The following is a 13,509-nucleotide window of genomic DNA, read 5'->3' as shown; positions in this document are numbered from 1 at the left end:
CCCCGTGCTTGCTTCCTGGTACGACGCACAAGGCCCGGCCACCGAGGTACTGCGGGTCGGTGAACTGCCCGACCCCACCCCCGGCCCCGGAGAGGTCCGCGTCCGCGTCACCGTCTCGGGGGTGAACCCCGGCGACACCAAGAAGCGCACGGGCTGGACCGGCTCCGGCATGCCCTACCCGCGGGTGATCCCGCACAGCGACGCCGCCGGCGTGATCGACGCGGTCGGCGACGGCGTGGACGCGCGCCGCAGCGGGCAGCGCGTGTGGGTGTACGGCGCCCAGTCCTACCGGGCCTTCGGTACCGCAGCCCAGTACACCGTCGTGCCTGCCGGCCTCGCCGTCCCGCTGCCCGACCACCTCTCCGACGATCTCGGCGCGAGCCTGGGCATCCCCGGCATCACCGCGCACCGCAGCGTGTTCGCCGACGGCCCCGTCGATGGCAAGGTCGTCCTGGTCAACGGGGCCCTGGGCGGGGTCGGCTCGCTGGCAGCCCAGCTCGCCGCCTGGGGCGGGGCCACCGTCATCGGCACCGTCCGCCGCACAGCCGACCTGGCCCGGGCCGATCCGGCGGTCATCTCCCACGCCGTCGCCCTCGACGCCGCCGACCCGGCCGCCGAGATCCTCGCCCACGCCGCCGCCGGTGTGGACCGGATTATCGAGGTATCCCTGTCGGACAACGCCGACCTCGACAACGCCGTCGCCGCCAACGGCGCGACCATCGCCGCCTACGCCACCCGCGCCGACCGCACCGAAATCCCCTTCTGGACTCTGCTGTTCAACAACGTGACCCTGCGCCTGATCGGCAGCGACGACTTCCCCGCCGACGCCAAACTCCAGGCCGTCCGTGATCTGACCTCCGCGGCCGCCGTCGGCGCGCTGACCGTCGATGTCGGCGGCCGCTACCCGCTCGCCGACATCGCCAAGGCCCACGACCGCGTCGACGCTGGCGGCCGCGGCCGCGGCCGCGTTCTGATCGACATCCCCCGATAAGGCCCCGGAAAGCCGCCGTAGCGGCGGCCGCTGCCGTCTGTCGGCCCCTGACGCGCCGGCAGGTGCAGGGTCTTGGCGAGCAGCCCGTACCCGGCGAACGCGGCCCCCAGCGGGGTCGGATTGCCCTCGCGTCGGTCCGGTGAGACGGTGCGACCGCGTCTCGGCGAAAAAATTTGTTGAGACGGCAACCTTTCCGCTCTGAGTGGCCACTGAGGGGTGTACCGACGAGGGCGAGCCGTGGTCAGCGGTGCTACGCCCTCTGTGTCAACACCCGATCGGAGCCCCACGTGTCACCAGACGACCCGAGATCCGCCGAGCAGCCGATGCCTCGGGGGCGCACGCCCCGCCGTAGCCGGATGTTCCGGCGCTCTGTCGTGGGGGCGGTGGCGGTGCTCGCCGCCTCGGCCGGTGTCGGCGCCCTGGCGCCCAGCGCGGGCGCCGCGGCGACCGTCGGCATCAGTGTGGATGCCGGCACCTCCTTGGGCACGGTGCCCAGCAGTGGCGTCGGCCTCAACACGGGCTTCGGCGACGAGCACATGGGGGACGCCCAGGTGACATCGCTGATGAAGGCCGCGGGGGTTCGGCAGCTGCGCTATCCCGGCGGCTCCGGCGCGGACGACTACCACTGGAAGACCCATACCTCCGGCGACGGCAGCGGCTGGATCCCCTCCAACACCGACTTCGACCACTTCATGGCCACCGCGAAGGCGGTCGGCGCCCAGCCGATCCTGACCGCGAACTACGGTTCCGGCACCCCTCAGGAGGCCGCCGGCTGGGTCAAGTACGCCAACGTCGACAAGGGCTACGGCGTGAAGTACTGGGAGATCGGCAACGAGGTCTACGGCAACGGGCACTACGGCAACGGCAAGGGCTGGGAACTCGACAACCGCGCCGACAAGAGCCCGACGGCGTACGCGAAGAACCTGATCGCCTACGCGAAGGCGATGAAGGCCGTGGACCCGAAGGTGAAGATCGGAGCGGTGCTCACCACCCCCGGCGGCTGGCCGGACAAGGAGAAGGCGCCCGGTGACGGCGCCGACTGGAACAACACGGTGCTCTCCATCGCGGGAAGCTCGATCGACTTCGTCATCGTCCACTGGTATCCGGGCGGCACCACTACGGCCGACCTGCTGAACACCCCCTCCCGGATCGCCGGTGTCACGTCCGAGCTGCGCTCGCTGATCGCCAAGTACGCGGGCACGCGCGCCGCTTCGGTGGAGATCGCGGTCACCGAGACCGACGGCGTCGGCTCGCCCGCCTTGACCAGCCAGGCCGCGGCCCTGTTCGCGCCGGACACCTACATGACCTGGTTCGAGCAGGGTGCCACCCACGTGGACTGGTGGAACCTGCACAACGGCTCGGGCGAAGCACCCACCACCGTCCACGGCGAGACCGACTACCAGGACGGGGGCATTCTCTCCGCTGGAACCTGCGCCGGGGGGAGGTGCCAACCGCCGCGCGAGACGCCCTTCCCCACCTACTGGGGCATCCGCTCGCTGACCGCACTGGCGCAGCCCGGCGACACCATGGTCAAGGCGTCCTCGGGTAACCCGTCGGTCAGTGTGCACGCGGTGCGCAGCAGCAACGGCGGTCTGAACGTCATGCTGACCAACAAGAGCCCGCAGAACGCGGCGCAGGTGTCGCTCTCGTACGCCGGATTCACCCCGGTCGCAGGGGCGGTCACGACCGTTTCGTATGCCCAGGCAGATACCGCCCTGACGACGGCGGAGCGGGGCACGGCGGCCGCACAGACGCTGCCGCCGTACTCGATCACGACCCTTCAGCTGAAGCCCGCGCCGGGGACCGCCGGCGCGGACAAGCCGACACCCGCCCCCACACCGACCGCCGCCACGCCGGTCGTCCCCGCCTCCGGCACGACCGGCACCCGGGCGCAGGCGGAGAAGGGCGTACCCGTCGGCCACCCGAGACCGAGCCCGAGCCCGAGCAGCACGTCCGGCCCCCTGGCTTCCACCGGGGCGAACAGCGCTGTCACGTACAGCACCATCGGTGGCCTACTGGTCATTGCTGCCGGCGGCGTGCTGGTGCTTCGCGGACGTCGCCGCAGGGCTTCGCACCGGAAGTGAGACCGCGTGAGTGACTGACGGCCCGGCAGCAACGCCACCCAACCGTGGCGTGCGCGCCGGGCCGTCGGCCTCCGCGTCGGCGTCGGCGTCGGCGGTCAGGAAACAACAAGGCCCGGGTCGTTGACCTGGACCTGGCGTACCTCGGCACCGGTCCCGACCCGTGGGGCCCCCACGGGCCGCGATGGCTGTTCACCCGTTCGTGGCGAGCGTCCCGAGACCGGCGGACGTGGCGATCCTTGCCGGTGGCAGGGTTGGGCCCGCGACTTCGGAGGCCCGGGATGTGCCTGCCGGGTTGGTTCAGCTGGCGTTCTCCAGAAGGCCTTCCCGGACAAGGCGTTGGGCGAATACCAGCCGGCCCGGTCCGTCGAGATACTCGGCGAGATCGGACACTTGGAACGGCTCGCCGTCAAGGACCCGTCGCAGTGCTGGTTCCAGGCGAGCCGGCATCGTGAGTTCCCGGTCGCCGAGGAGCGCTCGAAGCCGGTCCTCCTCAAGTCGGAGGTTGCAGACCGATTGGGGACGTCGGCGCAGCGTCGAGCCGTCGCTGATGTCGTCGAGGTCGATCAGCTGCTGCAGCTGGCCCGTCAGGACCGGGGAGCGTCGGGCCCAGAAATGCCGCGTCACCGCGGCCGACAGCGAGTCGAGGTCGATGCTGTCGAGCCGGCGCTTGAGGTCGCCGAGTTGCTGGACCGCCTGAGCCGCGAGCTCGGCCGGGTCGTCCGCGAAACCGACGGGCAAGGGCTCCCTGAGCGTGTCAAGGATTTCTGTGAGCGCCTTTTCGAAGACGATCCGCCACTGGTACGCGCGGATACCGATCGTGATGTGCGCCGAAGGGACGTCCGCGGTGCGGGCCGAGTGGGCGAAGCCGCGCGGGATGTACAGCATGTCACCGGGCTTCAGTTCGACGTCGATCAGCGGCTCGCCCGGATCACCGCCCTCGTCGGACGAACTCGGCTGCCCGTACACCTTCCAGTTCTTACGGCCGAAGGTCTGGAGCACGAACACGTCGTGATCGTCCGTGTGCACCGCGAGTCCCTGAGCGGAACGGGGTGTGATGTACGCGTTCGCCTGGACGGGATGCGTCAGTGCGAACTCGAGGCTGCGGCAGAAGCGGGTCAGCGGCGGCCAGTAGTCCTGCAGCGTCTGCAGGACGATGGTTGCTCCCGCATCGAAGAGTTCGAGGATGTGCCCCGGGTGGGCCTGGTCCGAGTTCTGCTTCTTCGAGAGGGGATCCGGGCCGATAGGAAGGACAGCCTGGTGGTTTGCGTCCAGGCAGTGGTGATCTCGTTGTCGTCGAGCCCTCTGCTCTCCCCCACCTGGAACTCCTTGCGGGACGGGTCGCCAGCGGCGACGTGGCGGTACGTGGAACCCGCAGTACGTGGAACCACGGGCCTTCTGTCCGCATGATCGGCACGTCGGATCGGCATCGATAGCGGCAATCAGGTGATCAATGAGCGACAGCCCTCGGGTGGCGGTACGGAACGACGCCGCGGTCGTGTGCGAGGCGCGTGTGGAGGGCTGCGGTGACGGCGGCCCGCGGCAGGGCGTCCATCTGGTGATCGGGGTTCTGGTCGGCGGTCGAGACTCGCGCGTAGCGCCGACCCTGCCCACGTGACGCTTGGCGGCGGCTCGGGGATACAGGGCCTCCTCAACCGCCACTGGCTGCGGCGTTCCTGCGCCGCAGCCAGTGCCACCACCGGCTCGGTGGCCGTTGGGTGGACATGGCCAACGCTGTCTCCAGCGCGTTGCGGCTGGCCAGCGTATGCGTGTGCTCGTCGCCCAGGGTGCGGACGCGGTCATCGAGGGTTCGGCGCAGCAGCTGTATCGCCTCGGCCTGCTCACCTGCACTGGTCAAAGCGAGAGCGAGGTGGTGGCGACTGGCAAGGGTGTCCGGGTGCTCGGGGCCCAGGACGCGGGTGCGGTCCTCCAGGGTCTGCCGGTGCAGGCGCACTGCTTGTGCGTGCTCGCCCATCCCGTCCAGGGCGAGACCGAGGCTGTCCCGGCCGGCCAGCGTATGCGGATGCTCGTCGCCCAGAATGCGGGCGTGGTCGTTGAGCGCCTGTCGCAGCAGCTGTATCGCTTCCGTCCGCTCACCTGCCCTGGTCAGGGCACTGGCGAGGTTGTGGCGGCTGAGCAGGGTGAGGTGGTGCTCGGGGCCCAGGACGCGGGTGCGGTCCTCCAGGGTCTGCCGGTGCAGGCGCACTGCTTGTGCGTGCTCGCCCATCCCGTCCAGGGCGAGACCGAGGCTGTCCCGGCTGGCCAGCGTATGCGGATGCCCGGGGCCCAGGACACGGGTGCGGTCGTTGAGGGTCTGCCGCAGGAGACCCACCGCCTCGGCATGCTCACCCGTCCCGTCCACAGCGCATGCGAGGTCATTGCGGCTGGTCAACGTATCGGGGTGCTCGGGGCCCAGGACCCGGGTGCGGTCCTCCAGGGTCTGCCGCAGCAGGCGTATTGCCTCGGCCGGCTCTCCCATTCCGAACAAGGCATTGCCCAGGTTGTTGCGACTGGTCAAGGTATCGGGGTGCTCGGGGCCCAGCATGCGGGTCTCGACGTCGAGGACCCGCTCATGCAGCAGGCGCGCCGCACCGAAAGCGCCGGCCCTCTGCAGCACCTGCGCCAGGGCGTTGAGAGTGGTGCGGTGGTGTGTGGCGGTGCCTGGGTCCGCGTAGTCGAGCAGCAGAGGCAGGTGGGGGGCGAGAAGCACGGCTGCAGGCCAACCAGCGCGCCCGCGCTGGTTGGCCTCGTGCACGGCCGTGGTCAGCCGCTCGGCAAGGGCCCGGTGCCACACGGCGAGCTCGGAGGTCTCGGCCGTGAGGGCGACAGCGTTGATCTCTCGGATCAGGGGATGCAGCACCACCTGCGCCCCCTCACCGCTGCCCGACGCCGGGCCGGTGCCGCCGGGAGAGCGGGGCAGGCCGAGGAGACCGTAGCGGTGCAGGCCGGCGAACGCGGCCTCCAGGGCCACCGCCGTGACGTCGTGTCCGGTGACGACGGACAGCAGGTCCGGCGTGATCAGGGACAGTGGGACGGGGGCCTGAGCCAGCAGGGCCAGCAGCCGCAACAGGGGTCGGGCCAAAGCGTTGCCCTCCCCGGCGAGCTGGTCCAAGGACACCTCCCAGGTGTGCCGCACCACGGCGCGGGCGACCTGCGGACGGGAGGCATTCGGGTGCGCCGCTCCCAACAGGAACCGCAGTTCCTGTTCCAGGGCCTGGCGGTAGGCGGCAAAGGTGCGGTAGCGGCTGGTGGGTCCGGCCAGATAGGTGCCGGCCGCGTGCAACGCCAGGGGCAGCCCGCCCAGTCGCGCCGCCAGCTCCCGGGCCTGCTCGGCGGTGCCGGCCACGGGAGCAGCGTCCAGCAGGACCTGCCCCGCAGGTCGCACCGGCAGCGGCTCCAGTGGCAGCAGTTGTGCGCACGGACCCCAGGTCTGCTCGCTGCCATCCCGGCTGGTCACCACCAGCAGGCCCCGGCCATGAGGACGGATCCAGCCGCGATAGTCGGCCACCGGTTCCCCTGCCGGGCCGATCTCGTGCGGCTCGTCGGCGTTGTCCACGACCAGCAGCCACCGCCGCACCCGGCCCAACTGCCGCCAGACCACATCCGGCAGGCTCGCCTGCCCCGCTCGCGCGGCCTCCAGCTCTGCCTCTGGCAGGCCACAGGCCAGCGCCGCCTGCACCATCTGCTGCGCCAGCTCGGCACCGTCGCGCCAGCGCACCCAAAACACTCGCCAGCCCGCCGCCTCGGCCTGGGTGGCCAGTTGCGCGGCCACCGTTGTCTTGCCCATCCCGCCGACCGCGCACAGCACCGCGAACCGGCCTTGTGGCCGTCGAAGCATGCCTGTCAGCACGGCGAGCTCTCCCTCACGCCCCCGCACGCGCTGAACATGAGGGGGGCGTAACGAAGCCTGCGGGCCTCGGGCCAGTCGGCTCACCGGTGCCAGCCGCGCAGGGGGCCCTGCTGCGGCATCCAGATTCCGGCTCCACAGCAACAGCCCGATGCTGACCACCACCAGCACGGCGAACACCGGCCAGATCACCCATGCCTGTGCCGCCCAGCCAGGCACCGCGGCGCTGGCGTAGTTGGTCACCGGCCCCAGCACAGCCGCCACCAACGCAGCCCCTCCCGCTGCCGCCGACCCGGCCCACGCACCCCGTCTGCGCCCCACGGTCTGCCACCCCCGTCCCCCGTCACCCGTCCCCCGTCACCAGAATGCTCCCGCCTGGATCACGTCCATGGAAGGTCGCGGGTGGTCACGACGCGGAAGGTGCCGTACGGATCGATGTTCGACCAGAACAGCGCGGTCAGTCCTCGCCGGTCCCCGTCGGACAGCTTCTCGGCCCAGGCCGGTTCGGCGAGGACCCGTTACGACAGCCTTTCGGCCTGGCTGGGCGTACGCCGCGAGGTCGACTGGCAACACGCACCGGCTCTACAACGGGTCTCGCCCGACCGCGATGGGTTCCGATCCTGGTGTGAGGGGCCGGTGCGCCAGCGCGACCCGATTCGCGCCGAGCGTCTGCTCGCCGCACACACCCTGGCCCGAGAGGATGCCGCACGCCGGAGCCCGCTGAACTTCGCGCTCCTGGCCGGTTGGCAGCGCGAAGTTCTCGCTGCACCAGGGGTACCGTTCCGCGTGAGTGACGCCTATGCGAAGGGCGGCCGCGAGCGCTACGGTCTGACCCCTCGCACGCAGGCCGATTTCGATTGCAGCCTGCGCGAGACGACCGACCCGGACATCCCGCTGGTGGCACGCGCGACCCGCGCCCACTTCGATGTGGCGTTCTTCCACCCCTTCACCGATGGCAATGCCCGCGCCGCACTGTTGACCTTGGTCTATGTCCTGGTGCGGGAGGACATCGTCCTTCCTGAGGTCGGCCCTCTCCAGACCACCCGCTACGCGGATGATCCGGCCGGTGCCGCCGATCTTGCCACTCTCATCGGGGTGCTCAACCGCCGCCGACACTGACGCGTCGGCGAGAGCACCGACAACTTCCGCCGATCTTCAACAAACCATTGTTTGTTGAAGACCGTCGCGCAGGCCGCACGCCGCAGGCCGCCGGACGCCACGTGAAGACACCCAGCTCGAACTCCTGGTCGCCGAGCCGGGCGTCCGCACCGAGATCCGCATCGGATACGCACGGGTGTCCACCGGCGGACAGAAGCACGACCGCCGGCTCGACGCCCTTGACGCGGTCGGCTGCCGCCGGTCTTCGCTGACAAGAAGTCGGGGAAGAATGACGCCCGGCCCGAGCTGAAGGCGTGCCACGCCTTCCTCGACCCGGGCGACACCCTGGTGGTGCCCGCTCTGGTCTTCCACGTCTTCGCCGCCCTGGCGGAGTTCATCCGCGAGCTGATCGTCTCCGGCACCCGCGAGGGCCTTGCCGCTGCCCGGGCCCGCGGCAAGGTCGGCGGGCGGCCCACCGTCGTCAACGTATCCGCGCCCACTCGACCTCGTCACGGCTCGGTGCGAAGAACAGTTTTCTGGCGTCTCTGGGTCGCACCCCTGGTGGGCGTCTCGTCGGGTTCCGCGGCGGGGCCCTCAGGCCGCCAGTTTCTTGTCGCGTACGTGCATGCGCTGGAGCGCGTACGCCGTCAAGCCGTTGGCCAGCAGCACCAGCCAGCCTCCGGGCATCAACGCCGACCGGACGTTGTAGGCGGGGTTGTCATCCGTGACCGAATTGCCGACCTGCATCCAGATCAGGAACACGGCGAAGAACGCGACGACGGCCAGCCAGATCATGCAGACCGCGATCAAAGCCCCACCACGGCCCTTGACGGGGTCTTCGAGCAGAGTCCGCGTCAGCAGTGCACAACAGACCAGCGCGAGGGCCGTTCCGAAGATCGAGACCGGAGCCAGCACCCAGTCCGACGCCACGTCCGGGACGCCGACAGGGATCTGCGGCGTCCATGGATCATGCAGGTGGAAGAAGACGTTCAGGTGCGCCACTTGATGGCCGGAGGACTTGTCCGTCCAGTACTCGGACATGATCGGCAGGAAGGCCGCCCACACGAGGGCCCCAGCCGCAGCCACGACCAGTGCCAGGTGGGCGGCGATGCTTCCACCCGCTGCGGCAAGACGGGAGCGCACCGGCGGACGCACTGGCGGACGCACCGGCACCTGCGGAGCCGTCAGTACCCCGGTAGGCCGGGGACCCGCGATGTGCTCGTCCCGCGAGACCTTGTCCTCGCCCGCTTCGCCGCCCCCGCCGGAGCCGGGCCGGTCACTGGTTGCCGTCCCGGGCGCGCCTGCGCCATGGAGACTGAAGGCGCGCAAGGCGGCGTTGCGCTGCTGTATGGACTCGCGGGCGCCGGTGATGTCCATCCAGGCGCCCGGGCCGAACGCATCACCCAGCTCTCGCTCGCACCAGGCCCGCGCCTCCAGCGCCGTCGGCCGCTCCTCGGGGTCTTTGTCCAGGCACGCCGCGACCAGGCGGCGCAGAGGCGGGTCCAGGTGCGACAGGTCCGGTTCGTCGGCGACGATGCGATGGGCGACGCCCCACTCGTTCTCCGCGGCGAACGCCTCGCTGGCAGAAGCCAGGGAGAACAAGGTGGAGCCGAAGGCGAACATGTCCGAGGCCGGTCCGACGGCGCGGCCCATGGCCTGCTCGGGAGACATGAACAGCGGAGTGCCGATCCGGGTTGACTGGCTTCTGTACGTCATCGACTGCGTCAGGGATTTGACGATGCCGAAGTCGATGACCTTCACGCCGGTCTCGTCCAGCAGGATGTTTCCCGGCTTCAGGTCCCGGTGCACCACGTCGGCCGCGTGGATGTCGCTGAGTGCGTGCGCGATACCGAAGGCCAGCAGCATGACCTGTCCCGTCGGCAGCGGCCCGTACGTGGTCACCAGGTCCCGCAAGGACGGCCCGGCAACGTAGGTGGTGGCCAGCCAAGGCCTCTCGGCGTTCGGATCAGCGTCCAGCAACGGCGCGAGGTAGGCACCCCGCACTCGCTGTGCGGTGCGTACCTCTTGCGTGAACCGCCACGCGAACTGGGCGTCCCGGGCGAACTCGGAGCGGATCACCTTCACCGCCGCCGACTGCCCGCCCGGGGAAAGGGCGAGGAACACCTGGCCCATCCCGCCTTCACCCAGCCGCGCCACCAGCCTGAACTCCCCGAGGGTGTCCGGATCCTGCGGGTGTAACCCTGGAAATGCAAACGCCGCTCCCGACACGAAGCGCTCCCCTCCGCCCTGTGCGATGTGGGCGGGATCGCCCATCAGCCCTCCGTGAGGAGGATGGTGCACGTCATGATCTGCGGTCGCAGCGTACTTCGGACCCCCACCACCGAACACCCCGACGACCGCCGCTCGGCAGACGCGGGCCGCACGTCGGGAGTCCGGACCAGGAGGGCGCCCGGTTGCGGCTTCCGACAGCGTCCCCCAGGCGCCCGTCCGGGTGGGGAGACCCGCGGGATGTTCATGCGGCGGGACCGGTGGTCGATTCGTAGGTCCGTCCGGGTCGATTCGTAGGTCCGCTCGGGCTGGGGTCAGACCCGGTTGGGGCGTGCTCTTCGGCGTACCGGGCGCCGGATCCGCCGGTCGGGAGGAAGTCGCGGATCGCGGCGAGATCCGCCTCGGTGAGCGCGACGTCGGCGGCGCGGGCGTTCTCCACTGGGCGCGGGGGGCGATCGCCAAGCGCCCGCTCGGCTCAGGTCATGGTGACCACCGAGTACCTGTCGCTCGCGGAGCTGTCCCACGAGACGTGGACCCGGCAGCGCACCGGCTGGCCGGTGGCGGTGAGTCCGCTGGCCGCGATGGCCCCCGACGGGTCGGACAAGGTGCTGTACAGGCCCCCGGCGGGCGCGGCCCCGCCCCGGGTGAAGCCCAGAGTGTTCGGCGCCGCAGTGGTGGGGTAGAACACCGCGTCCCCCGTAATCGTGTAGGTCCCCCGCGTGGTGTCCTTGCGTTTCCTTCCCGGGATGATGGAGGGAAGACCGAAGGTGTCCTCCGCGCCGTCGGAGACATTGCCCTGCGCGTCGACCTCCCACAACTCCCAATAGCGGCCGACCGTGGCGTGCACGGTCGAGTTCTTCGACGTGACGTAGGCGTCGATGGCCGTGCTCGGCAGGGCGGACCACGTCGCCCCATCCTGCTGTTCCACGGCGAAGACCCGGTTGATCTCCTGGATGATCACCCCCTGCTGAGGCGGGTTGACGCTCAACGCCCGCCTGCGTTCGAAGCCGCCGCACTCGCCTTCCAGATCGTCCCCCGCCAGGTGCGTGAAGGCGGCCTGCGTCGCGACCAGTGCAGCAGCGGTGCTCGCCGTGGGAGCACGCTGAACCGGCACCCGCGAGTGGTCCTCCGCCCGCGAGCCCCCGAGCGGCACCGGGCCGGACCCCGGGTAGGGCCGGGCCACAGGCGTGGGGAGCGGGCGGCGCAAGGCCTCGGTGGCGTTCGCCTCGGCCTCGCGCTCGAAGCGGTCGGAGGGGCTCGACACCCGGAGTCCCGATCCGATCTCGGTGCCGGCCACCGGGCCCCGCCGCTGCTGGATCACGTGAGTCAGTTCGTGAGCGAGGGTGTGGTCGTCCGAGCCGCCGCGGCCGAGCACCACGTGGTCGCCCGAGGTGTAGGCGCGGGCGCCGATCTCGGCCGCAGACCGGGCGGCCGGGGCGTCGTCGTGGACGCGCACGGTACGGAAGTCCTCCCCCAGGCGCGATTCCATCTCGGTGCGCACCGGTTCGGCCAGCGGCCGGCCCGGGGAGCTCAGGACGTCGTGCACGGCGGAGCGCTGCACCGGTGCGGCCTCGGCCTCCGTGCCGGTCGCGGCATCACCTCCGCCGCCAGGGGGGCGGTGGGCGTGCCGTTGCTGGATCATCCGGGCGACCGCCGCGTTGCCAACGGTGGTCTGGAGGAACAGAGCCGTCTCCGGAGTCATCGGTGCGTTCGCCCGGAACTCCTCATCCGTGGCGGACGGCCGGGCAGCGGTCCGGCGGCCCGGCGCCGTACGCGACGTCGTGTCGTTCCGCGGGTCCTTCGTGCGCTCGTGCACAAGCCGTTCCCTTCGCCGCGGCACCCGCGCCACGCGGATGCCCATGGCCACGCTTACCAGGCACCGCAGTGGCGGAGCAGGGCCGCGAGTGCAGAACCGCGGGCACGCTCCGTGCCCGGCAAGGTCGCCGACTTCCTCCGCACCACCGAGCTGAAACTCACCGAGCTGGAACTCACCGAGCGGGCCGGGACACCACGCGCGCCGTTGCGGGGCGGCGCCGTGGGGTCGGCCCTGGGTAGGGCGTTGACCGCCGCCTGACGGACCTTGCCGGCCAGGATGTTGCCTGTCGGCCGTGCTCTCGAAGCGCGGCGCGTACTTCCACGGCAGAGGGGCGGGCCCGGCACACCCCGACGCTCGACAGCTTCGCGAGCGCACCTTCCCCTCCTGGGCCGGCAAGACCGTGCCCGGAGCCACCGTGCCCGGAGCCACCGTGCCCGGAGCCACCGAGCCTCTCCGCCGCCTCATCGACAAGGACAAGCAGTACCGGGACTGCCCCCCCAAGTGCCAGATGTGGCCCGTGACCTCCGTCCACCCGCGCGGGAGCACGAGCCCGTCAATCCACCGTGCCTGGGTCACCGTCCACGGTCACAGCGGTGGCGCCCCACACCACCTCCGGGCTGCTCGGCGCCTCCTCTGCCAACGGCCTGTACCGGCGCGTGGCCCGGTTCTCCGGCGGCCCGCTCCTAGCATTCCGGCCTGGTGGGCCGAGGAGCTCGCGCACGGGTTCGCCGGCACGCCCGGACTGCTGCCCGCCGGGCCGACGTCGTCAGCCGTCGGCGAGCGGGAGGCGGTTCAGGGCGTCGGCCAGTTGGGTCACCGATACGGCGCCGGACTCAGGGAGGCCCGCTTCCGACCAGGCGAGCTGCGCGACCGAGGTGTCGCCTTCGGCGGCCGCAAGGACGTCCTGCTTCGCGCTGTGCTCGTGCACCGGATCGGTGTCGGGGCCGAAGCCGGCGAGGTGCACGACGATGCGCACCTCCAGCTTGGGGTTGGACGCCATCCGCTCGTTGAGGCGGTAGACCCGCACCCGGTGCCCGACCAGAGCACGGGCGCGCTCGAGCATCGCCCGGCCCGCCTCGGAATCACCGCGGTCCGTCCGGATCGGCTGCTCCAGCTCGCCCGAGGTGTTGCGCAGGACCAGGACGCCGCGGGTGCTGGAGGCCTCCACCCGTACCGCCAGGAGCGTCGCGAGGTCACGGGGGTTCACCGGTCCATGATGACCGAGACGGACCAGCAGATCCGCCCTGACCCCGGGAGGCGGAAGGGAATCGGACCCGGCAACTCCTCGTCGCCCCCTCAGCCACCCTCGCGGATACACAGCAGGGAAGTTCGTGCGCTATCGTTGATCTTGTTCTCGCGGCCGGGATTCCTGGTGGTGGGCTCGCGTTGGTGGTCCAAGGAAAGGCACCCCACTTCCCGTGGGGGGATGCAGGTGCAAGGCCTGCCC

Annotated in this window: 9 protein-coding genes; 4 read left to right on the top strand and 5 right to left on the bottom strand. The window is 70.9% G+C overall.

Annotated elements, in window-relative coordinates; translation table 11 throughout:
• Window positions 1-4: 4 nt before the first annotated feature.
• Together ABT084_RS11645 and ABT084_RS11640 are read left to right on the top strand one after the other, a co-directional pair.
• Window positions 5-991 carry an NADPH:quinone reductase gene (locus tag ABT084_RS11645; protein ID WP_351041134.1) on the top strand — a complete coding sequence of 329 codons (987 nt, stop codon included), beginning with the start codon at window positions 5-7 and terminating at the stop codon, window positions 989-991.
• A gap of 356 nt (window positions 992-1,347) precedes the next feature.
• On the top strand, window positions 1,348-3,075 hold the full coding sequence (locus tag ABT084_RS11640; protein ID WP_351041131.1) for an LPXTG cell wall anchor domain-containing protein: 1,728 nt from the start codon (window positions 1,348-1,350) through the stop codon (window positions 3,073-3,075).
• A 297-nt stretch (window positions 3,076-3,372) separates the two neighbouring features.
• Here the strand turns inward: ABT084_RS11640 and ABT084_RS11635 are convergent, their stop codons facing one another.
• Window positions 3,373-4,686: a cupin domain-containing protein gene (locus tag ABT084_RS11635; RefSeq protein ID WP_351041267.1), complete on the bottom strand. Its 1,314-nt coding sequence runs from the start codon at window positions 4,684-4,686 to the stop codon at window positions 3,373-3,375.
• Window positions 4,687-4,723: 37 nt separating this feature from the next.
• Window positions 4,724-7,162 (bottom strand): FxSxx-COOH system tetratricopeptide repeat protein, encoded by a 2,439-nt coding sequence (fxsT, locus tag ABT084_RS11630; protein ID WP_351041128.1) that lies wholly within the window; start codon window positions 7,160-7,162, stop codon window positions 4,724-4,726.
• Window positions 7,163-7,354: 192 nt separating this feature from the next.
• On the opposite strand from fxsT, the gene ABT084_RS11625 reads away from it, so the two are divergent.
• Window positions 7,355-8,038, top strand: coding sequence for a Fic family protein (locus ABT084_RS11625; protein ID WP_351041126.1), 684 nt, complete (start codon window positions 7,355-7,357; stop codon window positions 8,036-8,038).
• Window positions 8,039-8,611: 573 nt separating this feature from the next.
• Here ABT084_RS11625 and ABT084_RS11615 read toward each other — a convergent pair.
• Both ABT084_RS11615 and ABT084_RS11610 read right to left on the bottom strand, forming a co-directional pair.
• Window positions 8,612-10,291: a serine/threonine-protein kinase gene (locus tag ABT084_RS11615; protein WP_351041123.1), complete on the bottom strand. Its 1,680-nt coding sequence runs from the start codon at window positions 10,289-10,291 to the stop codon at window positions 8,612-8,614.
• A gap of 430 nt (window positions 10,292-10,721) precedes the next feature.
• Window positions 10,722-12,062: an eCIS core domain-containing protein gene (locus ABT084_RS11610; RefSeq protein WP_351041121.1), complete on the bottom strand. Its 1,341-nt coding sequence runs from the start codon at window positions 12,060-12,062 to the stop codon at window positions 10,722-10,724.
• Between the two features lie 111 nt (window positions 12,063-12,173).
• On the opposite strand from ABT084_RS11610, the gene ABT084_RS11605 reads away from it, so the two are divergent.
• Window positions 12,174-12,320, top strand: coding sequence for a hypothetical protein (locus tag ABT084_RS11605; protein ID WP_351041119.1), 147 nt, complete (start codon window positions 12,174-12,176; stop codon window positions 12,318-12,320).
• A gap of 508 nt (window positions 12,321-12,828) precedes the next feature.
• Here ABT084_RS11605 and ABT084_RS11600 read toward each other — a convergent pair.
• Complete coding sequence (locus ABT084_RS11600; RefSeq protein ID WP_351041116.1) at window positions 12,829-13,269, bottom strand: hypothetical protein; 441 nt, start codon at window positions 13,267-13,269, stop codon at window positions 12,829-12,831.
• Window positions 13,270-13,509: the final 240 nt, after the last annotated feature.

This window comes from Streptomyces sp. NPDC002138, from assembly GCF_040296485.1.
Taxonomy (GTDB): domain Bacteria; phylum Actinomycetota; class Actinomycetes; order Streptomycetales; family Streptomycetaceae; genus Streptomyces.
Note: the sequence above shows the minus strand (reverse complement) of the source record. Positions and strands in the feature narration are given on the sequence as shown.